The 23,785-nt window shown below is 65.9% G+C and carries 20 protein-coding genes; 10 read left to right on the top strand and 10 right to left on the bottom strand.

What is annotated here, in order from left to right:
- Positions 1–7 precede the first annotated feature (7 nt).
- Both HSR122_RS01240 and HSR122_RS01235 read right to left on the bottom strand, forming a co-directional pair.
- A complete protein-coding gene (locus tag HSR122_RS01240) occupies positions 8–958 on the bottom strand; it encodes an LEA type 2 family protein (protein WP_229110864.1) in 951 nt (316 codons plus the stop codon).
- 81 nt (positions 959–1,039) lie between these two features.
- Positions 1,040–2,323, bottom strand: coding sequence for a M48 family metallopeptidase (locus HSR122_RS01235; RefSeq protein ID WP_229110863.1), 1,284 nt, complete (start codon positions 2,321–2,323; stop codon positions 1,040–1,042).
- A 332-nt stretch (positions 2,324–2,655) separates the two neighbouring features.
- Here HSR122_RS01235 and HSR122_RS01230 point away from each other — a divergent pair, with 332 nt between their 5' ends.
- Positions 2,656–5,487 carry a DEAD/DEAH box helicase gene (locus HSR122_RS01230; RefSeq protein WP_229110861.1) on the top strand — a complete coding sequence of 944 codons (2,832 nt, stop codon included), beginning with the start codon at positions 2,656–2,658 and terminating at the stop codon, positions 5,485–5,487.
- Between the two features lie 126 nt (positions 5,488–5,613).
- A complete protein-coding gene (locus tag HSR122_RS01225) occupies positions 5,614–6,933 on the top strand; it encodes a hypothetical protein (protein ID WP_229110860.1) in 1,320 nt (439 codons plus the stop codon).
- Positions 6,934–6,943: 10 nt separating this feature from the next.
- Here the strand turns inward: HSR122_RS01225 and HSR122_RS01220 are convergent, their stop codons facing one another.
- From HSR122_RS01220 to glpA, 4 genes are all read right to left on the bottom strand, one after another.
- A complete protein-coding gene (locus tag HSR122_RS01220) occupies positions 6,944–7,231 on the bottom strand; it encodes a PadR family transcriptional regulator (RefSeq protein WP_229110859.1) in 288 nt (95 codons plus the stop codon).
- A 71-nt stretch (positions 7,232–7,302) separates the two neighbouring features.
- Positions 7,303–8,628, bottom strand: a complete 1,326-nt coding sequence (locus HSR122_RS01215) for an anaerobic glycerol-3-phosphate dehydrogenase subunit C (RefSeq protein ID WP_229110858.1) — start codon at positions 8,626–8,628, stop codon at positions 7,303–7,305.
- Positions 8,625–9,887 carry a glycerol-3-phosphate dehydrogenase subunit GlpB gene (gene glpB, locus HSR122_RS01210; protein WP_229110856.1) on the bottom strand — a complete coding sequence of 421 codons (1,263 nt, stop codon included), beginning with the start codon at positions 9,885–9,887 and terminating at the stop codon, positions 8,625–8,627. The genes HSR122_RS01215 and glpB overlap by 4 nt, the downstream gene beginning before the upstream one ends.
- Positions 9,877–11,571 (bottom strand): anaerobic glycerol-3-phosphate dehydrogenase subunit GlpA, encoded by a 1,695-nt coding sequence (gene glpA, locus HSR122_RS01205; protein WP_229110854.1) that lies wholly within the window; start codon positions 11,569–11,571, stop codon positions 9,877–9,879. The genes glpB and glpA overlap by 11 nt, the downstream gene beginning before the upstream one ends.
- Positions 11,572–11,965: 394 nt before the next feature.
- Here glpA and HSR122_RS14855 point away from each other — a divergent pair, with 394 nt between their 5' ends.
- From HSR122_RS14855 to sufU, 4 genes are all read left to right on the top strand, one after another.
- Entirely contained in the window at positions 11,966–12,490 is a 525-nt protein-coding gene (locus tag HSR122_RS14855) for an IS630 family transposase (RefSeq protein WP_267491203.1), read from the top strand.
- Positions 12,459–12,989 carry an IS630 family transposase gene (locus HSR122_RS14850; protein WP_267491204.1) on the top strand — a complete coding sequence of 177 codons (531 nt, stop codon included), beginning with the start codon at positions 12,459–12,461 and terminating at the stop codon, positions 12,987–12,989. Before HSR122_RS14855 ends, HSR122_RS14850 begins: the two co-directional genes overlap by 32 nt.
- Before the next feature lie 291 nt (positions 12,990–13,280).
- The gene (locus HSR122_RS01195) at positions 13,281–14,705 is read left to right on the top strand and encodes a multicopper oxidase family protein (RefSeq protein WP_229110853.1); all 1,425 of its coding nucleotides are present in this window, start codon (positions 13,281–13,283) and stop codon (positions 14,703–14,705) included.
- 109 nt (positions 14,706–14,814) lie between these two features.
- Positions 14,815–15,258: a Fe-S cluster assembly sulfur transfer protein SufU gene (gene sufU, locus HSR122_RS01190; RefSeq protein ID WP_229110851.1), complete on the top strand. Its 444-nt coding sequence runs from the start codon at positions 14,815–14,817 to the stop codon at positions 15,256–15,258.
- Between the two features lie 28 nt (positions 15,259–15,286).
- Here the strand turns inward: sufU and HSR122_RS01185 are convergent, their stop codons facing one another.
- The 4 genes from HSR122_RS01185 to HSR122_RS01170 form a co-directional block, all read right to left on the bottom strand.
- On the bottom strand, positions 15,287–15,601 hold the full coding sequence (locus tag HSR122_RS01185) for a hypothetical protein (RefSeq protein WP_394355549.1): 315 nt from the start codon (positions 15,599–15,601) through the stop codon (positions 15,287–15,289).
- 139 nt (positions 15,602–15,740) lie between these two features.
- The gene (locus HSR122_RS01180; RefSeq protein WP_229110849.1) at positions 15,741–17,702 is read right to left on the bottom strand and encodes a heme-binding protein; all 1,962 of its coding nucleotides are present in this window, start codon (positions 17,700–17,702) and stop codon (positions 15,741–15,743) included.
- A gap of 60 nt (positions 17,703–17,762) precedes the next feature.
- Positions 17,763–19,535, bottom strand: coding sequence for a site-2 protease family protein (locus tag HSR122_RS01175; protein ID WP_229110847.1), 1,773 nt, complete (start codon positions 19,533–19,535; stop codon positions 17,763–17,765).
- Positions 19,536–19,606: 71 nt separating this feature from the next.
- Complete coding sequence (locus HSR122_RS01170; protein ID WP_229110846.1) at positions 19,607–19,870, bottom strand: hypothetical protein; 264 nt, start codon at positions 19,868–19,870, stop codon at positions 19,607–19,609.
- 111 nt (positions 19,871–19,981) lie between these two features.
- Here HSR122_RS01170 and HSR122_RS01165 point away from each other — a divergent pair, with 111 nt between their 5' ends.
- From HSR122_RS01165 to HSR122_RS01150, 4 genes are all read left to right on the top strand, one after another.
- Positions 19,982–20,572, top strand: coding sequence for a hypothetical protein (locus HSR122_RS01165; protein WP_229110845.1), 591 nt, complete (start codon positions 19,982–19,984; stop codon positions 20,570–20,572).
- A 76-nt stretch (positions 20,573–20,648) separates the two neighbouring features.
- Positions 20,649–22,412, top strand: a complete 1,764-nt coding sequence (locus HSR122_RS01160; protein WP_229110843.1) for an excinuclease ABC subunit C — start codon at positions 20,649–20,651, stop codon at positions 22,410–22,412.
- 365 nt (positions 22,413–22,777) lie between these two features.
- A complete protein-coding gene (locus tag HSR122_RS01155) occupies positions 22,778–23,131 on the top strand; it encodes an ArsR/SmtB family transcription factor (RefSeq protein WP_229110842.1) in 354 nt (117 codons plus the stop codon).
- Positions 23,132–23,233: 102 nt separating this feature from the next.
- On the top strand, positions 23,234–23,539 hold the full coding sequence (locus HSR122_RS01150; protein ID WP_229110840.1) for a DUF7521 family protein: 306 nt from the start codon (positions 23,234–23,236) through the stop codon (positions 23,537–23,539).
- The last annotated feature ends 246 nt before the right edge of the window (positions 23,540–23,785 follow it).

Raw genomic sequence — 23,785 nt, 5'->3', positions numbered from 1 at the left:
AGTTGGGTCAGCCCAACAGATCCGTCTCGACGGTTTCGTTCGTCGCAAACATCGACAGTGGGACTGTCTCGGTCTGACCACCTGCTTCGATCGTCGCCCACGCGTCGACCGAAAGCGTCGATCGTTCACCGTTTTCGACGTGGCTGACCCACCACTCGTCCATCCGGGAGTTGTCGAGGTCGATCGTCGGATCGACGACCCCGCTCTCTCCCGGTCCGATCGTCGTTCCGTCGTCCTGGCTGCCGTTGGCCAGCGTGACACCGCCGATCGAGACGTCGTAACTGATCTCCCGGATCGTAATCGGCACCGGTTGCTCGTTTCGTAGCATGCTCCGAATATCGAGGGGGGCCACCTGTGGCGTCGCCTCGCCCCATTCGACCGAGGTCGACTCGGCGGTGAAGTACTCTCGGTCGCTCGTCCCGACCGGCTGCGGTTCGGCAGTGTTCAGACCGGCGAGTAGGTCGGTCTCGATGTCAGAGGTCTGATCGGGCAGCGACTGACTGACTCCCGGCCCGCTCACCGTCGGCTCGATTGTCATCGTCGATCGTTCGTCGCCGTTGATGTGTGTGACCCACCAGTCAGCGATCCGGTCGTTGTCCATCGCGGCGGTAAACTCGATGGTGTTTTTCCCGGGAGAAAGTCCGATCCCGGACTTCTCGTTGTCCACGAGGACGATGTCGTTCAGCGACGCCGTGTACTCGACGGAGACGACGCCGGGTATCCCGATCGGATTGGGATTGTCGACGATGGCCTGTGTCTCTATCTGTGTTGTCTCGTTGGTGGCCTCACCCCACTGGCTGTCAATACTCTCGACGGTCGGTTGTGCGAGGACACCGGTCGCGACTAGTACTGTCACCAGCAGGGCGATCAATCCCAGTGACACGACGACGGCGACCACGACTGTGCGTGGAGCCGGAAGTGTGTCGAGTGCCGATCGAACGGGCTCGGGCAGATCCATTACGCTACTGTTTGTGGACGCTCCCGCATATAGTATCTGCTATCGATGAGGGTCGGTGCCGAACCGGGTCCGTCGCTCCGATCAGCCCGCCGCTTCGCCGGCGTGTCCGTCCGCGTTCCCGCTATCGCCCTGACGTTCGATATATCTAATTCGGTCTGGAATCGGCGGATGAGTGTAGTGGAACGTCGCATAGAGGGGATGGGGGAAGGGGTTGGCGAGGTTCTCGCTGGTCAGGTTCGCCAGCGCGTCCGACAGCGCCGACCCGCTTCCCATGACATCGACGGCGAAACTGTCGGCCTCCCGCTCGTGTCGTAGCGAGAGTCGGTTCTCCAGGGGCGCGCTGAGACGCACCAGCGGCTCAATCCACAGCGTCCCGAGCGCCAGCCCCGCGTAGGCCGTCTCCGGCACGCCGAACATCTCGTAGAGCCAGGGTTGCTCGATCAGGACCGAGAAGATCACCAGTACGATCCCGATTCGCAGGGCGGAACTGGCCAGTTGCTTCCAGATGTGCCCTCGCTTCCAGTGGGCGAGTTCATGTGCGAGGACGCTTTTGATCTCCTCGTGATCCATCTGCTCGATCAGCGTATCGAACAGGACGACTCGCTTGGTCCGACCGAAGCCCACGAAGTACGCGTTCGAGTGCGAAGAGCGACTGGAGGCGTCCATGGTGTACACCTGCTCGCAGTCGAAGCCGGCACGCTCGAAGACGTCATCGACCGCGTCCCTGAGATCGCTCGTCTCGACCGGCTCGAAGTCGTAGAACAGCGGCGCGATCACTCGTGGATAGATCACCAGCATCGCCAGCGAGAAGGCGACGAACAGCCCCCAGGCACCGACCCACCACCACTCAGGGAACAGCTCGAGCGTCAGCAGGACGCCGCCGGCGACGATCGCCACGAGCACGAGCGAGACGACCAGCCCCACGACGAGGTCCCGGAGCCACAGCCGCGGCGACTGCTGGTTGAATCCGAACTGCTCCTCGACGACGAACGTCTCGTACAGCGAGAACGGGGCGCTGGCGACGCGCGCGACGACGACGAGTGCGGCGAAAAAGATCACGCCGCGCGCGACCGGCGGGAGCGCCACTCCTTCCAGCGCGGCGACGACGTCGCCGAACAGCCCCGAGTAGAGCATGAGCAACACGACCGCCAGGCCGACGACCGACCGAAGCAACGACAGCCCCGTGCCGGCACGCTGATACGCCACCAGCCGTTCGGTATCCGCGACACCGAGACGCTCGCTGACCCATTCCGCTCGCTCGGCGACGGTCTCGGCCCCATGCCGGACGTTCAACAGCGCCAGCGCGGCGAAAAAGAGTTCGGTCCCCCCCACGAGCGCCAGGAAGGCCGCATGTAGTTCGAGCATGTCACGCCACTCGGACCCCGACCGACGAGAAAGCTATGGACTGTTAGCCCCGGGGACGACCGGACAGACCGACTCTCAGACGCGCCATTCGTACCCACAGTCCCGACACTCGTAGTGCCGCCAGTCTGTGCCGCCCGGTACCTGTTCGTGCGCGGTTTTCACCCGCTGGCTACTCTCACAGGACGGGCAAGCGTGTATCGTACTTTGTGGCGTCATACATAATTATTAACAATTGTGTTTGATAACTCCCGGCGTTCCGGTAGTCGTTGCCGGCGATGCGTCCGTCGGGAGCCACCGCGGCGCTTAATCGGTTCAAGCCCCAATCGGACCCGATGGCAGAGTCAGCGGTCGACGGTCGGGACGCGTTCACCGCACTGGGTGAGGCCGTCCGCGAGGCGCTGGGCGAGCGTGGCTTTCGGACGCCCACCGAGCCACAGCGTCGCGCGATCGGACCGATCGCACGAGGACGGGACGCGCTCGTCGTCGCGCCGACCGGGACTGGCAAGACCGAGACGGCGATGTTGCCCGTGCTGGACGCGCTCGAGGGCGAGGACCGGTTCGGGATCGGCGCGCTGTACGTCACGCCGCTGCGCGCGCTCAACCGGGACATGCGCGAACGCCTCGAGTGGTGGGGCCAGACGCTGGATCTCGACGTCGACGTCCGTCACGGTGACACCACCGACTACCAGCGCAGCAAGCAGGCCGACGATCCTCCGGACGTGCTCGTCACGACGCCCGAGACGCTGCAGGCGATGCTCACCGGCAAGAAGCTCCGACGCGCACTCGAAGACGTCGAACATGTCGTCGTCGACGAGGTCCACGAACTGGCCGCCGCGAAACGCGGGGCGCAACTGACCGTCGGGCTGGAGCGGCTGCGCGAACTGGCCGGCCCCTTCCAGCGGATCGGCCTCTCGGCGACCGTCGGCGACCCCGAGGAGGTCGGCAAGTTCCTCACCGGTGATCGGGGCTGTCGCATCGTCGAAGTCGACGTCGGGAGTCGCCTCGATGTCGAAGTCCGGCAACCTCGAGTCACCGACGAGGACGAACGACTCGCCGGGCAACTGATGACCGACGCCGACGTCGCCAGCCACGTCCGGGCGATCGACGAGATCATCGCCGATCACGACTCGGCACTGATCTTTGTCAACACGCGTCAGACGGCCGAGGCGCTCGGCTCGCGATTCAAAAAGCTCGGCACCGACATCGGCGTCCACCACGGCTCGCTCTCGAAGGAGGCCCGGATCGACGTCGAGGACCGGTTCAAGTCCGGCGACCTCGACGCGCTACTGTGTACGTCCTCGATGGAGCTGGGCATCGACGTCGGCCACGTCGATCACGTCGTCCAGTACAACAGCCCCCGCGAGGTGCGGCGGTTGCTCCAGCGCGTCGGCCGGGCCGGCCACCGTCGAGACGTCGTCTCTTCGGGGACGGTGATCACGACCCGCCCGGACGACACGCTCGAAGCGCTGGCGATCGCCCGTCGAGCGAGCGAGGGCGAGGTCGAACCCGCGGCGATCCACCACGGCAGCCTCGACACTGTCGCCAACCAGATCGCCGGCCTCGTCATGGACGTCGGCGAGATCCGGGCGATGGAGGCCTACGAGATTCTCACTCGCGCCTACCCCTTCGCGGAGGTCGGCGAAGACGAGTTCAAGCAGGTCGTCCGGGAACTCGCGGGCAACGACGTGGTCTGGCTAGACGAGGACCGCGATACGCTCGAAAAGCGCCGGGGCACCTGGCAGTACTTCTATCAGAACCTCTCGATGATCCCCGACGAGGCGACCTACACCGTCGAGGACGTCGCTTCCGGCGATCGCATCGGGACGCTCGACGAGCGGTTCGTCGTCAACTTCGCCCAGCCCGGCGAGATCTTCATCCAGCGCGGGGAGATGTGGCGTATCGTCGAGATCGACGAGGACGAGGAGCGCGTCCAGGTCAGCCCCGTCGCCGACCCCGGCGGTGAAGTCCCCTCGTGGGTCGGCCAGGAGATCCCCGTCCCCTACGAGGTCGCCCAGGAGGTCGGCGAGATCCGCGAGGTGACGGGCACGCAGTTGCGGGGTGGCGCGACGCCGGAAGCGACCGCCCGGGACCTGCGGCGGCACTACCCGGCCGACGAGCACACGATCGCCGAGGCGCTCGACCCGCTGGACCGCCACGAGGCCGCGCTGCCGACCGACGACCGGCTCCTCGTGGAGTTTCGGGGCCGGCAAGTCGTGATCAACGCCCACTTCGGACACACCGTCAACGAGACGCTCGGCAGACTCGTCTCGTCGATGCTCGGCCAGCGGACCGGTTCCTCGGTCGGCATGGAGATCGACCCCTACCGGATCGAGCTGGAGGTGCCCGGCGGGGTCGCGGCCCGGGACGTCGTCGAAGTGCTCAATGAAACTGATCCCGACCATCTGGAGGCGATCATCGAACTCAGCCTCAAGAACGCCGACGTACTCAAGTTCCGGCTGGCCCAGGTCGCTGCGAAGTTCGGGGCACTCAAGCGGTGGCGGGGCAGTGGGAGCAACCGATTCGGTCGGGATCGGCTCCTCGCGGCGCTGGAGGACACCCCCGTCTACGACGAGGCGCTGCGGGCAGTCCTCCACGAGGAACTGGCCGTTGAGGAAGCGAGCGAGATCCTCGAAGCGATCCAGTCAGGCGCGATCAGCGTCGAGACCGTCGGCGAGCGCACCCCACTCGGCCGGGGCGGCCGCTCGAGCGGCCAGGAACTGCTGGCTCCCGAAAACGCCGACGCCAGCGTCGTCCAGACCGTGCGCGAGCGCATCCAGAACGACCAGGTGTTGCTGTTCTGTCTGCACTGTCAGGACTGGGAATCCAGGCGGACGGTCAAGACCGTCAGCGACCAGCCGGCGTGTCCCCACTGTGGGTCGACCCAGATCGCCGCGCTGAACCCCTGGGCTGACGAGGTCGTCCAGGCCGTGAAGGCCGACAACAAGGACGACGAACAGGAAAAACAGACCGAACGGGCCTACCGGGCGGCGAGTCTCGTCCAGAGTCACGGCAAGCGGGCGATCATCGCGCTCGCGGCCCGCGGCGTCGGGCCACATAACGCCGCCCGGATCATCAACAAACTTCGGGAGGACGAGGACGACTTCTACCGGGATATCCTCGCCCGGGAACGCGAGTACGCCCGGACGAAATCCTTCTGGGAGTGAGCTGCTGGGCGGTTTCGGGTCATTCGCAAAATTCGTCTGAAAATTCTGAACTAACAGAGACCCTGCCAGAATTGTCTAATACCAAATATATAGATATTTAGTGCATCGGGAAATCACACTCCGACAATGCGCACTCGCCACGTGATCCTCGCCATCGTTGCGGCATTGCTCGTCGTGGCGATACTTGCCCCCGGAGGTTCGACGACCCCGCCACCGGAAGGGGTCTGTGGGATCTGCGGGCCGGAGTTCGAGCGAGCGGCCGAGGACAACGGCGTGAACGCCACCGTCACTGAGAGCAGTCTTACCGTCGAAATCACCGCCGACGGGGACAGTCACTGGACGGCTACCGCCACCCTGAATCGGGACGCCGCCGAGCGGTTCGCCGGGAACCGAACGCTCCTCTATCGCACCGTCGGTCAGAGCTACAGTTCGTACCGGACCGTCGTGGACGACCCTGAGAACCTCTCGGTGGCGCTTGCCGACCCCACCGTCACGGCCACGTTCACGGCCTCGGACGCTACGCACCGATACCCGGGCGGTGTGCTGTTGTTCGACGGCTTCGCTCGCTACCCGCCCCACGGCGCACCGTACATCAACACGGACGCGCTCACCGTCGAAGGCCCGTCCGGGACGGCGATCACCCACGCACCGCCAGGGGGGACAGTCAGCAGGAACCGGGCCGTCTGGAGGCCCGGCGACGACAGGCAACGATTCGATTCCCCGCTCGGCCGCGAGGCGACAGTCGCGTTCGCTCCCGACGACGGTCTCCTCGCACAGGCGGTCACTGTCGGCGCGGTTCGGCTGCACGCACTCGGGATGATCGAGTCGGAACTGCGCGCGTACGCCACAGTTCCGGCCGCACTTCTCGCGCTCGTCGCGACCGGGCTGTTGCTCGCCGGTGATCGTCTCCCCGCAACGCTCGGGGAGGGGCGGACGGTCCTGCGATGGCTCGCCGCAGGCGGCGGCCTGTACGCTGGCCTCACCGCCGTCGTGGCGCTGGCGGGCAACGGTGTCGGGGTCGTCCTGGGAGTAGTCGGCATCGGACTGATTCCGCAGGCGCTCTCGACGGCCACGGCCGCCGCGCTCGCCGACTTCGTGGACGAGGAGACCGACCGGAACGTCCCGGGAATGGCTGTGGCCGCAGTCGCGGTGTGGACACTCGCGCTGCTCGTCGGTGCTCGGGCGGGCGGACTGCTCGTGCTCGTCGCCGGTCAGCTGGTCTTCCTGCCGTTCGGTATTCTCGCCGCCGCGAGACATTGGGGCCGTTTCCTCTTCCCCTTTGTCGCCGCGCTCGGGGCGGTCGCGGCTGCGCTTCCGTTCGTGCCTCGCTCCGGGGTCGTGTTCGTCACCCCGGCGATGTTGCTGCTGCTATCGATCGGGACGGCGCTCCTCGGCACCCCACTGTTCGCTATCGGACAGCGGTTCGGAAACGCTTCGTCATCGTGACTGTGGCAAATCAGCGCCTCTCGCCACATCCGACCTCTTCGTCCAGCCACGCGGCGTACGCCTCGACGTGTTCCCGTCCGGCGTCAGTCAGCTCGTAAACGTCGCTCAGCCCCTCGGTTCGGGACCGGACGTGGCCCAGTCGTTCGAGCGCTTCCAGCGCGCCGTAGAACTGCTTGGGATCGATCCGCTCGTCGTAGCGACGTTCGAGCGCCGTCTTGAGTTTCTGTGCGGGCACCCCGTCGTCGCCGTACAGCAGGACACAGAGATCGCGGCGACGGCCGCTCTGGAGCCACTTCATGCCCGGACGGTCGGGGGCAGGCAACAACTCCGTTGCGCTTCGCTCGTCGGATGGCAGTCGATGCGACGCTGTCAGGACTCGACCAGCGCCGTCTCGAGCAGTTCCATTGGGTGTCTGACCTCGTAGCCGGTGCCGTGTTCGATCTGGGCGCTACACATCGGGCACTCTGTCAGCGCGACCTCGCCGGGGGCCTCCTCGAAGGCCTCGAACATCTCCGCGCCGATCTCCATCGAGTCGTCGTACTTCTCGTCTTTCCAGCCGTACGTGCCGGCCAGGCCACAGCAGACGTCGCCCGTGTCGTCGAGTTCGACGCCGTCGACATCCGCGAAGAGTTCGGTGACGATTCCCTCAACGCCCATGACCTCGCCGTGACAGGGGGCGTGGTAGGTCATCGCCGGGAAGTCGACGTCGGCACCGGCGAGTTCGGCTTCGAGATCCTCGTTGACCCGCAGATACTCGACCGCGTCGAACATGTGCGAGGCGACCTCCTCGACGCCGTCGATGTCGAACAGTTCGGGGTACTCCTTGCGCAGGGCCATCGAACAGGAGGTGCAGGTCGCGACCAGATCGTAGCCGTCCTCGACGAGCGAGCCGAAGGTGTCGACGTTCTCCTCGGCGACGCCACGGGCGTCGTCAAGCATCCCGTTCGCGAACATCGGCGTGCCACAGCAGCTCTGTTCGGGCACGACGATCTCGTAGCCCAGCGACTCGTAGAGCCGGACCATCGACTTTGCGACCTCGGTCTGGTGGTAGTTGGCGTAACAGCCGTGGAAGAACGCGATTTTCTTGTCCACGCCGGTCTCGCCGCGCGCCTCGCGGGCTTCGCGGGCTCGTTCGGCCGATGTGGCGTCGCCGCCGCGGTCGCTCCACCAGCCGCGGAACGTCTGGGTTGCGAAATCGGGGAAGGAACGCTCGCTCGGGAAGCCGAGCAGCTTCTCGTTCAGCCAGCGCGTCGCGCCGAGCCCGAAGACGGCGTTGGAGATCCGGGGCATCATGCTCCCGAGTTTCCCCAGCGTGCCGTAGTTGGCCAGCATCTTGTTGCGGAGGTACTCCCGGGAGGCGTGATTTTTCTGGTTTTTGACGTAGTTCGCCCGGGCGACGTTGTGCATCTGCCCCAGCGGAACGTCGTTCGTACAGGCGGTGTCACACCGCATGCAGTTCAGACACTTGTCGACGGACTCGTCGAACTCGATGTCCCCCTTGCGGGTGAGTCGCCACTGTTCGGGCCCCTGGAACTTCGGCCCCGGGAAGTCCTCGTTGACTTCCGCGACCGGACAGACCGTCTCACAGTTGCCGTTCTTGTCACACTTGTCGACTCCCGGGCGGAGGTCCATATCCGTCGCATCCGGGAACAGGTCCACTGGATCGAACGTCTCGGATTCTGCTTGTTTGCTCATGTCAACTCACCTGCCTCACTGCCGGCCACGTAGCCCGTGGCCAGCGAGACGCCACAGCCGGATTTCTCGGTGGCGAAGTCGTAGCCGCCGATCACATTGCCGGCGGCGCGAAGGTTCTCGAACTGTACCTCCTCGCCCGCGACCGGGCGCAGATCGTCGTCGACGGAGACGCCGAACTCCGTGTAGGCGTGGTCGCCCCAGACGTCGTCGTCGAACCACTCGTAGCGATCCTCGGGGTGCTCAACCGGCAGACCGAAGATCGACTCCTCGACGACGTCCCGGTCGGACTCGATCCCGCCGCCGACGGGGCCGCCGGTCGCCAGCACGTACTGCTGGGCCTCGTAGGCGACCTCCGAGCCCAGCCGGTCCATGAGCACCTGTTGGACCCGGCCGCCGTCGGCGTCGAAGTCGACGATCGGGTTGCCGGACGTGATCCGGACGCCAGCGTCCTCGGCCGCGTCGTAGAGGGCGTCCTCCAAACGCAGTCCCGGAAGGCTCGGCGGCCCGGTGGGCACTTCGAAGACGTCGACGCCGAGCCGGTCCTGTAACTCCGTCCGGACGGCTTCGTGACGAGAGTCGCCCAGCATCGCCGGGAAGCCGACGCGGCGCTCGTCTTCGAGGACGGCCTCGACGCGGTCGGCAAGCACTTCCCGAACGGTCCCGTCGTCGACCGACTCGTCGCGGTCAAGCGCGCGGGCATAGCGTGTCACGTCCGCGTCCTGCGGGAACGATTTGGGGAAGCGGACGGTCTCACCGCGCACGTCGAAGGGGACGCCGACGGCCGAGAGATGGTCGGCGGCCATCGGCGCGTCGAAGCCGGTGACGCTGTCGATGCCGACAAGCAGCATGTCCCGGTCGTCGCTGACGAGTCCCGGGGCGGTCGAACGCGGGTATCGCGCCGTCGGCTTGACCGAGCCGGCGTGTGTCGGAACGAGCGCGTTCGCCGCCGAGTGGCTCCCGCGGTAGCGGTCCCCGACGGCGTCGTCGAACAGCGCCAGCCCCTCGCGGACAGCGTCGGCCCCGACCTTGCTGTAGGGATGCTCGGCGGGGAGTTGCGCGATCGCGTCGTAGGGATCGGCACGGGGCGTATCGTCGTCCGGCGCGTAGCCGAGCACGTCGACCAGCCCGCTTGCGTTCCCGAGCGTACTCTGTTTGTGGGTGATCAGACGCGTGCGTGCGCCCGTCTCCGCGGCCGCGATGGCGCTCGACAGCCCCGCGATGCCGCCGCCGATCACCAGCACGTCGTCTTCAATTGCCATCGGAGTCACCCCCGTCGGCCACGGCACGACCAGCGTCGAACGACTCGAAGTCGACGCTGACGTCTGTGGGGTCGCGATCGCGGTTCATCGTGCTCGCGTGCAGCGCGTGGTTGAGCGTCGCCTGGTCCAGTTGCTCGCCCCAGAGGGCGTGGCGCTGGCCCTTCCAGCGCTCCTGGTACAGTTCTTCGAGTGCGGCCCGGGCCGCCTCCTCGTCGTACTCGGGGTGGAGCTCGGCCGCCAGCCGGTGTGCACAGGTCCCGCCCTGACAGGTCCCCATCGACGCGCGGGTCTGCTGGCGTACCGAGTTGAGGTCAGTCCCGGCGCTCTCGATCGCGTCCTGGATCTCGGCACGGGTCACGCCCTCACAATCACAGACGACGGGGTTGGGATCCCCGCCCGAGAGCACGTCGTCGTAGCGGCTTCCGAGTCGCTGTTTGTTGCGTCGGGCCAGCGGCGATCGCAGCCCGTAGCGGTCCATCGCGTCGCTCAGTATCGCACCGTCCTCGCTGCCCGGGAGCGGTTCGTCGGCAGTCCGGCATTCGGCGTCGACGCCCAGCCGGCCACAGACGTGATCGGCACAGTCCTCGGCCATCTTCCGGTAAGTGACGAACTTCCCGCCGACGACGGTCGTCAGGCCGGGCGTGTCGTCCCGATCGTCGTGGTCGAGCACGAAGTAGTTCCGCGTGATCTGTTCGGTCTCCTCGGTGCCCGTCCCCGGCGGTTCGTACAGCGGTCGCACGCCCCAGTACGATCGCAGGGTCCGGGCGTCCTCGAGGATCGGCGCCATCTTCGACATCTCCTCGATGAGGAAGTCCACCTCCGATTTCTCCTCCGGGAAGTCCTCGGGGTCTTCGACCTCCTCGTCGGTCGTCCCGAGGATGGCCGTCGTTTCGTGGGGGACGATGATGTCCGCGTTGCCACGCGGCTTGCAACGGTTGATCACCATGTCGACCTGCCGGACGTTCATGATGGTCATGACGCCTTTCGCCGGGATGACCTCGACGTCGAGGTCGGCCATCGCACCGATCTCCCCGGCCCATGCTCCCGCAGCGTTGACGACGTGGTCAGCGTAGATCTCCTCGGTTTCGCCGGCAGCGCCGTGGACGCGACTCCCCGCCCCTGACTTGTGTTCGACCTCGACGCCGACGACCTCGCCGTCCTCGACGAGGAGGTCGGTCACCTCGGAGTGGGTCTCGATCCGTGCCCCGTGGTTCTCCGCGCTGACGGCGTTTGCGACACAGAGCCGGAAGGGGTCGATCGCCCCGTCGGGCACCTGTATCGCCCGTTCGAGGTCCTCCGAGAGATACGGCTCCATCTCCAGGACCTCCTCGGCGGACAGCACCTCGACGGGGATGCCACACTCGCGACATCCCTCCAGTTTCTGCTGGAAGTATTCGTCGTCGTCCTCGGGCATCTGGACGAACAGCCCGCCGGTCATCTCGACGCAGTGGGAAGCGATATCCCGGAGAATACGGTTCTCTGTCATGCAGTCTTCCGCGCTGTGCTGGTCGGTGACGGCGTACCGGCCACCGCTGTGGAGCATCCCGTGCATCCGGCCGGATGTCCCGTGGGTCAGATTCCCCTTCTCCAGAAGGGTCACGTCGACCCCGCGCATCGCGAGGTCGCGCGCGATCCCGACGCCGGTCGCACCGCCTCCGATGACGATCGTCGATGGTTCACTCATCGGTTCTCGTCGGGACTTGGTAATCACTCCCCTTTAGTTTACTCACGCTACCCCAGTTACTGATAAAGAATAGTATTGGACATACTCAACTGTTCCGAGAGGGGGTTCTCGTCTGCCCGGAGTTATTTCACGCTTCCCTATCCGTTTCTGTGGATCAGTTGTGTCCTGAAGGGTTTGAGTTGTGGAGAAACGGGACACAACTACGCCGTTGGACGAGCGGACGGGCAGACGGGACGGGGGCGACCTCGCCATTCCGGGCAACGAACGCTCATAGTGACCGTTGTACGTCCCTTCCGGATCGACCGCACGAAGAGTGGTCTGCGAAAGAGTTGACTCTTCTGGAAGCGTATAGCTCTCGATGAACACAAGCCAACGCGGAGAGTTAGTGCGGCATTTGTCGGAAGAAGAGCTCGAGCAGGCTATCGAAGATGCACAGTCGGCGGACGAGACCCGTCTCGTCCGGCGGCTGTGTTTCATCAAGAATCTCTATCAGGGCGATACCCGCAAGCAGGCGGGCCGACGCGTCGGAATCTCCCGATCTACGACGCGTCGATGGGCTCGCGCGTGGAATGATGACGGTGTAGAGGGACTCCGCCCGCGCTTCGGCGGCGGCCGGCCGCCGAAGCTCACTCCCACGCAGTTCGATGAACTCTGTGGTATCCTCGAAGAGGATCAACCCTGGACACCGCAAGCCATTCACGCCCTAATCGAAGACCGCTACGATGTCACCTACCACCCGGCGCATCTCAGCCGGAAACTTCGTGCCGCGGGCATGAACTACGCCAAGCCGCGGCCGATGGATCCGCGTAGTCCGGCTGACGCAGATGAGATTCTCGCCGAGCGCCTGACTGAGGCGCTCGGCGAGGACGACCACGATACCGAGGAGGATGATCCCGTCGTGTTGGGGTTTTTTCGATGAAGCGTGGCCTCAACCGTTCGAGAATTCACAGCGACTCTGGTCGTTTGATCGGACGGTCACGATCGCAAAACCGCTAGTGACGTTTCCATGGCGGTCGATCGGTTTCTACGCGCTGACTGGTCAAAGTGTGATTACGTTCAAAAAGCGGTTAGTCAAAGAGACAATCGTCGAGGCGTTAGAGGAGATCCGCGAGCAGAATCCGCGGGGCCGGATTCTGCTCGTGGCCGATAACTACGGCTCTCACCATGCGAAACTCACACAGCAACGGGCCGACGAACTCGGCATCGAGTTCGTCTTCATTCCGCCGTATTCACCGACATTGAACGCAATCGAACCGCTCTGGAAAGACCTCAAACGAGATATCTCTCCTGAAATCTTCGATGACAAAGACAACTTTCGAGAGTTCCTCACCGAGACATTCCACCGGTTGAGTCAGCAGGTCAGCTTCGCTAGTGATTGGATCGAGACGTTCCTCCCAGATGTCCAGAAGTTACGCTGACCACTCGCCGTGCGGTCGCACCGGCAAATCGGTACAACGGTCACTATCACACGACGGGACCACAGCGGCACAGCGGCGGACAGACACGCCTGTCAACGGCATACGCGGAACCGTCATCCGCGTCCAGCGAGTACCGTAGAGTATGAACGACGTGAGACGGAGGCTGTCTGACAGGGTAGTAGGCGAGATCGACTCGCGTGCAGCGCGCGCGGACGAGACGGCAGGTGTTTTCCGCGACAGCGTGCCTGACACGGGAGAAACCGGAAACGACACCGGTGCGCCCGGGGCACGATGACTCGGTCATCGACGACGCGGCGACGGTTCCTGGCTGCGCTAGGCGCGGCCGGCCTCGGGGGGCTCACGGGCTGTACGGGAATCGGAGCGCTGTCGAACGACAGCGACGTCCCGACTGCGACACCGCGCTCGCCGCCATCGGGACCGGCAGACACCGCTGCGACGGTCCGGCCAGCCCCGGCACAGGCGGCCAGCGGCCTGTCTCCGGACACCTGGATATACAACGAGGGGTTTCCCGGGCCCCAGCTTCGGGTTCCCGAGGGCGACGTGTTGGAGGTCGAGCTGGCGAACGGTCTGCCCCGAGAGACGACAGTCCACTGGCACGGCGTGCCCGTGGCGAACCCGATGGACGGCGTCCCGGGCGTCACCCAGCAGCCGGCCGGGCCCGGCGAGTCGTTCACCTACCGGTTCCGTGCCGAACCGGCCGGGACGTACTTCTTCCACAGCCACGTCGGACTCCAGCTTGACCGGGGACTACTTGCACCGCTAATCGTCGAAGAATCCGACCCACACGTCGAGTACGACCGGGAGTACACGGTGGTACTCGACGACTACCTCGACGGAGCGCCCCAGCCACTCTACGAGGGGACCGACAGCGGCGGGCGCGGTCCAGGTATGGGAGGTGGCGGCCCCGGTATGGGCGGGATGATGGGAGACAGGCGACCGCCGTACGCCGCGCTACTCGCCAACGGTCGCCCGCCGAACGACCCCCAGCGGCTCGACGTTCGAGAGGGTCAGCGCGTCCGCGTTCGGTTCATCAACGCGAGCAGCGCGACGTACTTCCGTGTGCGACTGGGCGGCCACCCGATGACGGTCACGCACGCCGACGGCCGGCCGGTCGACCCGGTCGCTGTCGACTCGTTCCGTTTCGGAGCGGGCGAGCGCTACGACGTGGTCGTGGACGCGACCAACCCCGGAACGTGGGAGCTGCTGGCGACGGCTCTCAACGGGCGTGAGTCGCCTGCCAGAGCGCTCCTGTCGTACGACGGGGGCACCTCCGCGCCGGTCTCGCCGTCCGCCACGGGACGGGAACTCTCATACGGCGATCTGGTCGCACGCACGCCGATCGACGGGCTCGATGGCAGCCCGGACCGGACGTTCAACCTGACGCTCTCGGCTGGCCAGTCCGGGTGGCTGATCGACGGGCAGGCGTACCCGGACGCCGACCCCCTCCAGATCAAAGAGGGCGAACACGTCAGGGTCACGATGCGGAATCGAAGCCCGGTCGTCCACCCGATGCACCTCCACGGCCACTTCTTCCAAGTCGGCAACGCAGTCAAGGACACCGTCGTCGTTCCCGGCCACATGGGGACAGTGACGTTCGACTTCCTCGCCGACAACCCCGGCAACTGGCTGTTCCACTGTCACAACCTCTATCACCTCGAATCCGGGATGGCCCGTCTCATCCAGTATATCGAGTGACTGATACTCCCGGAACTCAACGGTCGCACCGTACCCGTGCGGGTCGGACCGCGTGCCAGCGTCTCCCGCGGAACGCTTTTGCGGCGGAGACGCTTACAGTCGGACAACAATGGGTATCGGCGGCTCGGACATGTACCGACAGCAGATCCTCGATCACTACAAGAATCCCCGCAACTACGGGGAGATCGAGGATGCGACGTTCACGCACGTCGGTGAGAACCCGATGTGCGGTGACACCATCGAGATGGACGTGGTCCTCGACGACGACGAAGACACCATCGAGGCAGTCGCGTTCCGCGGGGACGGCTGTGCGATCTCGCAGGCTTCGGCCTCGATGCTCAGCGAGCGACTGCCGGGCACCTCGATCGAGGAACTGCGGGAGATGGACCGCGACGACATCATCGACATGCTCGGCGTCGAGATCTCGCCGATGCGGGTGAAATGCGCCGTCCTGGCCGAAAAAGTCGCCCAGGACGGGGCGGAGATCTACCTCGGCGAGAAAGACCTCGACAAGACGCGGACCGAAAGTGACGATCCGGACGTGCCCGAGTAGGACCGCTGGCGACGGTCCCGAGTGACAGTCACCGCTCCGGCGCGGTGACGACGTCCACCTTTTGCTCGCCGCGTTCGATCGCTACGCTGTGTCGAGTGTGACGAGCGTGCGTCTCGGCCCAGCGTCTGGCGGCGCTCTCCTCGAGGCGTTCGACGGTCTCCGGACACTGTCGGCAACTCGCCTGCCAGGTCGAGATCCCGTCGGGGAAGTGGCCGGTGTGACGGTGATGGTCCAGCGCGAACTGCTGGACCGCCTGATTGCCCACGGCGAGTTCATCGAGTTCGTACGCCAGATCCCAGGATCGGCCACAGCGCTCGCAGGAGATCGTCGGCGTGTCGTCGATCGCGTCGTTCCCCGGCGCGTCGTCGGGTTCGCTGCGTCCGGGTACGTCCGGTTGCCGATCGAAGTCGTCCGTCACACCTGTCCGTCATAGCTCCAGGTTCTTCTCGCTTTGGACCGGATGGCGGCCTACCGCATCGTGATCAGGCCAGAAAGACGTGTCGCGGCGTGTCAGCCAGGATCTCGCGGCCCCACTGGACGGTCTCTCGGAAGTCATCCGACCGGAAGAAGGCCATCGCGTCCTCGCGGTCGTCCCACCGGGAAGCGATGAACATGTCGTTCTCGTCGTCGTCGTTGACCAGCAGCGCGGTCTCGCGGTGGCCGTCCATCGTCGCGAGTTGCTCGCCGACGGTCCCGAAGGTCTCGACGAACGCCTCGCGATAGTCGGGTTTGACCGTGTAGAACATCCCCATCGTGCCGAACCCCTCTCCTTCGCCCGCCTTTCGGACGACGCCGGGGACCGACTCGAGGTCCCCGCTCGCGTGCTGTGCGGCGGCTTCGTCCGCCCAGAGGCTGACGACGGCCGCGACCTCGTCGTCGGGGTCGTCGTAAACGGCCGTCTTGACGTGATCGTCGCCATCGAAGGACGCGCGCAGATCCTCGACGGCCGAGCGCAGACGGTCGAGGTCCGCCTCGGAGTAGACGACGAGCGCGTAGACGTCCTCGCCGTGGGGCTGACCGGCGTAGATCCCCTGGTTGGCCAGTTGCGACCGGATGTCGGTGTCCTCGTCCGTCCCGGCAGGCCCGCTCGCGCCGTCGCCCGTCTCGCCCCGTGGCTCGCCCGCCCAGCCGCGCGCGCCGGTGTCGATGCCGTCGAGATCAGTCAGAAATCCCGAGGCAGTCTGCGCGGCGTCCTCGGTCGCCCAGAGGCTCACCAGATAGGTGTGGCCGCCGCTGGCGCGGACCGCCGTCGTGACGTGGGTGTCGTAGTGATCGAAGTTCGAGGCCAGCCCCTCGACCTCGTCAGCCAGGTCGGCGGCGTCGCGGTCGGTCTCGAAGACGAGCGCGTACGCCTCTCCCGTGTAGTCCTCGCCCTCGTGGAGGCCGGCAGTGGCGAGTCGGGCGGTCACGTCGTCGATCTCGGCGATCGCCTCGCTCCAGGAATCGGTCGTCGCCGGCCGACCGCCGCCCGTGCTCGGATGCTCGTCCGTTTCGTCGCCATCGGGGTGGTCGTCACTCTCGTCGTCGCCGTGTGAGTGTTCGCTATCCTCGTGCGGATGCCCGTTCTCGCCGTGCCCCTCCGCGGCGTCCTCGGGCGTCGCCGGCGGGCGGCCGTGTCCCGAGTGGTCGCCCGCAGCGTCTTCCCACGGGGTCGAGAGCAGCTCGCCGGCCAGCAGGGCGTCCAGATCGGCGGGGTCAAAGCGCCGGCCGATCCAGAAGGGGCCGAACTCGGCGAACTTCGAGGAGGAGGGGTCGAATCGCATCTCGTAGAGCAGGTCCTTCACGTCGGTCATGTCGTCGGCGTACAGCGTGACGCCCCACTCCCAGTCGTCCATGCCGATCGCGCCGGTTATCATCTGGGTCACCCTCCCGGCGTACTCGCGGCCGATGTCGCCGTGAGCGTCCATATGCTCGGCCCGCTCTTCGAATGGCAGATCGTACCAGTTGTACTCGGGATCGCGTCGCTTGTCCATCGGGTAGAAACAGACGTGTTCTTTCTCGGGAATCTCGGGATACAGCCGCGAGCGCATATATCTTGCCAGCCCCGAGTCATCGTCGAGATCGCCCTCGATGAACTCCCGGCCGCGCTCGGAGTAGCCAGAGGCCTCGGTCACGGAGACAAAGGACCGATCCCGTTCGGTGAACGACGCCAGTGGCGTGCGCTCGAACCGACGCTCCAGTTCGTCGATATCCGCGAGTGTCGGTCGCATGTGGACGATCATGAGATCGCCCTTGTGTCCCAGCATCGAGACGACCATCGAGTCGCCCGCGTCGGCGTCTTCGACGGCCGTGACCGACTGGAGAAACTCGATACCCTCCTCGATGGCCCGGTCGCGCGTGCGCTGGGCGGCCTCCGCCCAGCCGGCCCAGTCGATCGTCCGAACGTCGTGCAGCACATACCACCCTTCCGCCGTGGGGGGCGCGTCCCGTCGCTCTGTAGTCATCGTCGCCACTTTGGGACGCGGGCATAAGGACGTTTGCCTTTCAGGAAAATACCTTTCGTTTCAGGAAAGGAGTTGTGGGCCGAACAGCATCAGGATCAGGCTGACACCCATGATCAGTCCGATCGAGATCGTGACTGTCCGGACGTGCCGACGATGGTTCAGCGGCGTCCGCGCGAGGATCGCCTCGGTGCTTGACCGCAGGAGGTGCCCGCCGTCAAGCGGGAACGCCGGGATGCAGTTGAACAGCCCGAGGTTGAAGTTGATCCAGCCGGTCCAGAACAGCAGATTCGCGAGCAGGAACACGCCGCCGCCGAGCGGTTCGAGCGGTCCCTGCACGACGTAGAAACTCGTGATCGGATCGAGGAAGCCGGCGAAGTTAAAGCCCAGCGACGGTGACGCGACGGCCGCAAAGGGCAATACCAGCAGCGTCACGGCGACGGTCGCAAGCGAGCCCTGACCGATCCCGCCGAGCGCGCCGTCACCGGACAGGGCCGCGAGATACGACTCGGCGGGGTAGACCTGGATCCCGAAGTCGTCGATCACGAGCCCGCTGTATCCGGGTTGGACGCCCAGAACGCCGACGAGCGCGCCGTCGGTACGGGGGTTTTCGTCCAGCGTGACGTTGTACTGGTCGACCGATCCGTCGACGGACGCCTCGACCGAGACGGTCGTCCCGGGGTCGAGCTCGGCGAGCACGTCCTGCATCGCCTCGGCGTCGGGGGTGCGCGTCCCGTCGACGCGGGTCACGACGATCGATTCGCCGGCAGGTGCACCGGCATCGGCCAGCGGGCCGCCCTCGTCGACCGCGCTGGCGTAGGCACCGATCGGGCCGGTCACGTCCGATCCGTCGGCGGTCGTGAGCCGCGCAGTCGGCCGGTCGGCCACGGCGGCGGCGAACTCGGCTTCGGTATCGACGGTCGTGCCGTTGACGGCGGCGATCGTCGCCCCGGCGTCGATCGCGAACGGCCCGCCCGCGAGCGCGCGGGTCACCAGCGCCGAGCGACTGACTGGCACCGACTCCCCGGAACCGGTCGTCACCGTCACGTTCTGTTCGGTGTGATTGGCCAGCACGGCGTCGACGTCGGCGGACGAATCGACGTCGACCCCGGCGATCGAGACGATCCGATCGCCCCCGTCGATCCCGGCCACGCGCGCCGGTGAATCCTGCATGGAGCCGCCGACCGGGACGCCGCTCGCGACCACGATCGACCCTGTCACCGGCCCGAACAGCAGGGCAAACGCGATCACGGTGATCGCGAAGTTGTTCGTGACGCCGGCGGCGAACATCCGGCTCTGTGCGCCGCGGCCGGCCCGTTTGCGGTCCTCCTCGTCGGGTTCGACGAACGCGCCGAGCGGGACGACCGTCAGCAGGGCGATCCCCATCGACTCGATGTCGATGTCTTCGACCCGACAGAGCAGGCCGTGCCCGCCCTCGTGGACGACCAGCCCGACGAGCAGCCCGAAGACGATCTCGGGGGCGGCAGACAGCGGCAGGAACTCGTTGACACCGGGGATGACCAGCGCGTTCTGTGGCTCCTGGATCGCCGAGGCCGCCGGCTGGAGCAGGCTCTGATAGGCCGACAGCAGGACGACCAGAAACAGCCCGATGAGAAACACCAGCGCCATCCCGAGTCCGAGGTTACCCCAGGCGCGCCAGAACCGCTCGTGTCGGGCCAGCCGATCGAGAAACCGCTTGCCGCGCTGCGTGTGAATCGTCGTCAGCGGGCCGGAAACGTGGACGAACTCGGGGAGCACCCCGCGCTGTCGAAGCCCCATCGCGACGACAGTGTAGAGCAACACCCCCGCGATCACCAGCGTCAGCGTCGAAACCATTACCCGAACCGTGGGGACACGTCGTCAAGAGGATTGTGAATGGGACGCTCTCGGCCGGCGAATCAAGGCCATCACACCCGGTCGTCGGGGTCGTGGCGGTCGACCATCCGCTCGGCCTCGGTCGCGTAGCGCGTTCGGGTCTCCTCGTCGGCCACGGGTTCGAGCCGGTCGGGTTCGACGTCCTTGGCAGCCGTCGGCGGCTTCTTGCTCAGCAGCGCCGTCGAGAGCTGCTGGGTGAGATGGCGCGATCCGTCCGGCGTCGCGTAGACGAGCGTCACCAGGTCCTCGTCGTAGTAGTCGCGTTCGACCAGCCAGCACCGCACCGTCTCTGACATGAGCGGACGTTCGGCGGGCAGACGATTGTATATCACGGTTCGAGGCGACGACCGCTGGCGTCCGCCCCCGATCCCCTATCGTTTTGATCGGGGCCGTGCTACGGTGAGCCGATGAGCCGCTGGAGCGAGCGGATCGAGGACCTGCTCTACGAGGGGGAAACCGTCGAGGAGCGCCTCGAGGTCGGGACGGCGACGGTCGCCGTCACGAGCCACCGGGTGCTCGCGTTCACGCCCGAACGGGACGGGGAGAACTTCCAGCAGGCCGACCGACCGAACGTGACCGGCGTCTCGGTCGAGTCGAACGGCGACTCACGGTTTCTCGGGTACGCCGTCCGGGCGACGGTCTACGGGCTGGTGTTGATCGTCGCGGGGCTACTGGTGCCGCTCGATTCGGTTCTCTCGGACGTCGCGATGCCGGAATCGACGGGACAACTCGGGATCGGCGGCGTGCTGGGGCTGTTCGAGCAGATCATCTCGATCCTCCGGAACCTCGGGGAGTTCATGCAGCTTACCGGGGCGCTGTTGTTGCTGTTTGCAATCGTCCCGTTCGGCGTCTACCTCTGGTCGCGCGAGCGCTCGCTCGTGGTCGACCTCGCCGAAGACGACGAGTCGATCAGCCTGCCCGCGCCGGAGTCTGACGCCGAGGCGGTCGTCGACAGACTGGACAGCGCGATCCGACCGGGATCGACCGGGGACACGTAGCCACGAGCGGATCGTCCCCGTCCGCCACGGGAGTGGATCCGACAGGACCAAACCGTCGTCGCCGCTAGGGCCGACGATGGACGCCGAGGCGGTGCGCGAGCGGGCGGGCGATCTCCCGACGGAACCGGGCGTGTACCGGTTTCTCGGCGGGGACAGCGAGGACGCGACAGTCCTGTACGTCGGCAAGGCGGTCGACCTGCGCGATCGAGTGCGCTCCTACGCCGATCCCCGCGGCGAGCGCATCCGGCAGATGGTCGACCGTGCGGGAACGATCGACACCGTCGTCACCGACACCGAGACCCAGGCGCTGTTGCTTGAGGCGAACCTGATCAAGCGCCACCAGCCCCGCTACAACGTCCGGCTGAAAGACGACAAGTCCTACCCGCTCGTCCAGTTGACCGACCATCCCGTCCCGCGGATCGAGATTACCCGCGATCCGGACGAGAACGCGACCGTCTACGGCCCGTTTACCGATAAGGGCCGTCTCGAGACCGTCCTCAAAGCCGTCCGGGAAACCTACGGGCTTCGCGGGTGTTCCGATCACAAGTACGCCGACCGCGACCGACCGTGTCTGGACTACGAGATGGGGCTGTGCACCGCGCCGTGTACCGGCGAGATCAGCGAGGCCGACTACCGTGCCGACTGCGAGACCGTACAGCGCTTTTTCGAGGGCGAGACCGGCGTCGTCGCGGACCCGATCCGCCGGGAGATGAACGAGGCCGCCCAGCAAGAGGCCTTCGAGCGGGCCGCGAACCTCCGGGACCGCCTGAAAGCCGTCGAGTCGCTCCACGCCGAGAGCAGCGACGCCGTCGCGACGGCGACCGGCGAACAGCGCACTGTCGACGTGCTCGGCGTCACCGTCGAGGGCGAGCGGGCGACGGTCGCGCGCTTACAGAGCGTCGACGGGTCGCTGGTCGAGCGCGAGCGCCACCGCCTGAACTACCCAGAGGGCGAGGGCGCGGGCGCAGTGCTGGGCGCGTTCGTCGCCCAGTACTACGCCGAGCGCGATCTCCCGGACGCCCTGCTGTTGTCAGACCGACCCGACGACGCGGAGTTGCGCTCGTGGCTCGATCGGGAGGGCGTCGATCTCCGGGTTCCCGGCGCGGGCCGGGAAGCGACGCTGGTCGATCTGGCGCTGAAAAACGCCCGGAGACGCGGCGGCGACCGCGATGAGACGGCCGCGCTGGCCGACGCGCTCGGGCTCGACCGGGCCGAGCGCATCGAGGGCTTCGACGTGAGCCACGCGCAGGGCCGATCGGCGGTCGGCAGCGACGTCACCTTCGTCGACGGCAGTCCCGAGAAGGCCGCGTACCGACGGAAGAGACTCCCCGATCGAAACGACGATTACGCCAACATGCGGTCGCTGGTGCGCTGGCGGGCCGAACGCGCGATCGAGGGCCGCGACGATCGGGCCGATCCGGACCTGCTGTTGATCGACGGCGGCGAGGGCCAACTCGGCGCGGCGCGCGACGCGCTGGCGGAAACCGGCTGGGACGTGCCGGCGGTCGCGCTGGCCAAGTCCGAGGAACTGGTCGTCACGCCCGAGGGCGTCGAGCACTGGCCCGACGACGCGCCGCAGCTGCACCTGCTCCAGCGGGTGCGCGACGAGGCCCATCGCTTCGCCGTCCAGTACCACCAGACGCTGAGAGACGACGTCTCGACCCCGCTAGACGAGGTACCCGGCGTCGGCCCGGAGACGCGCAAGCGACTGCTGGGACAGTTCGGCAGCGTCGAGGCGATCCGGGACGCCTCGCTCGAGGAGTTGCAGTCCGTCGAGGGCGTCGGCGAGGTGACGGCCGAGTCGATAGAGCGTGCGCTGTCGGCGGTCAGATCGAACTGATAGTGGTGGCTGTAACACTTCGAAATGATCTGACGCGCCGTCGTGACAGATATCGTTCGTATAGCCACCAGTATGAGCGAGCTGTGTGACCGTTTCGGAAGAGTCCCGGCGTGGAGCCACACGCCGGTGGATCGGCTCCGGGTCGCCAGTTCTGGCGTTCGGATTAACAGCCGTCACGACGACACCTGGGGGGATGTGGAAACGAGCGCTCGAGACGGCCAGTGGCGGCCGGATCCGATCCATCCGGCGAAATGACCGGATAGCTCTTAATCCCCGGTCAGCGTTTTCGCAGTGAGAAGAAGCTGACCCGATGTCGAGCCGCGACTAACAAGCCTTTTTTGACCGCCCGTGAGAACTAGCGAGTAGTGCCAGAGGACGACCGAAGCATCGAGGAGATTCTGGATACGATCGGGGACCAGCACGCTCGGCGCCTCCTCGCGGCTGTCAGCCGCGAGCCGAAGTCCGCGAAGGAACTCAGCGAGGAGTGTGACCTCTCGCTACCGACGGTATATCGCCGCATCGAGATGCTCGAGGAGTACGATCTGATCTCCGATCGGACGCTGGTCGCCGAGGACGGCAACCACTACAAGGTCTTCGAGTCGAACTTCGAGAGTACCGTGATCTCGCTGGAAGACGATCAGTATCAGGTGCGGATCTACCGCACCGAGAACCTGCCCGACCGGTTCAGCCAGCTCTGGGACGAACTCGGCGCGGAGTGACGGGTCCGCGGACCTCGCTCGTGCAGACAGATCGTGATTTCTATCCAGCCGTTCGAAAGTGCGATGAAAATGCCTTAGTAGGTCTCTATCCCACGGGACTGTATGGCGGATCTCACCATCTGGGCTGCGCAGGGCGTACTGATGCTTCTCCGTCTCACGCTGTTCGGTCTGTCGCTGGGGCTGACGGTCATCAGCTTTCAGGCCTACCGGTCACAGAGGACCGAGCGACTCCAGTACGCCTTTATCGGGTTCGCGTTCATCAGCATGGGCGTGGCCGTCAGCAACGTCGTCACCCAGATCGGCTGGATGACCGAAACGGTCGAACTCGTCCGGATTTTCTTCCAGGCGTCCGAGACGATCCCCTTCATCGTCGGGTTCGCGATGCTGTATCTCTCGCTGTATCGGTGACGCGTGCTGTACCGGTTTGCCACTCCGACCGGGGTCTCTACGGCCGCTCGGACGGCGCCGGGTTCGATTGTCCCGGCATCGACAAAGACGACGATCTCTACCGGGGTTGCGAATTCGACGACTGCGTCGCGGGCTTCCGCGAGCGCGTGCCGGAGCGTCGGCTCGGCGGCACCGTCGACGAGGAGTCGAGATGTGTCGACCACGGAGCCTCTGCACGACCCGGCAAACGTATACTCCCTCCCGGAA

Origin of the sequence: Halapricum desulfuricans, from assembly GCF_017094525.1 — an archaeon.
Lineage (GTDB): Archaea > Halobacteriota > Halobacteria > Halobacteriales > Haloarculaceae > Halapricum > Halapricum desulfuricans.
This window is presented reverse-complemented; position numbering and strand designations above follow the sequence as displayed.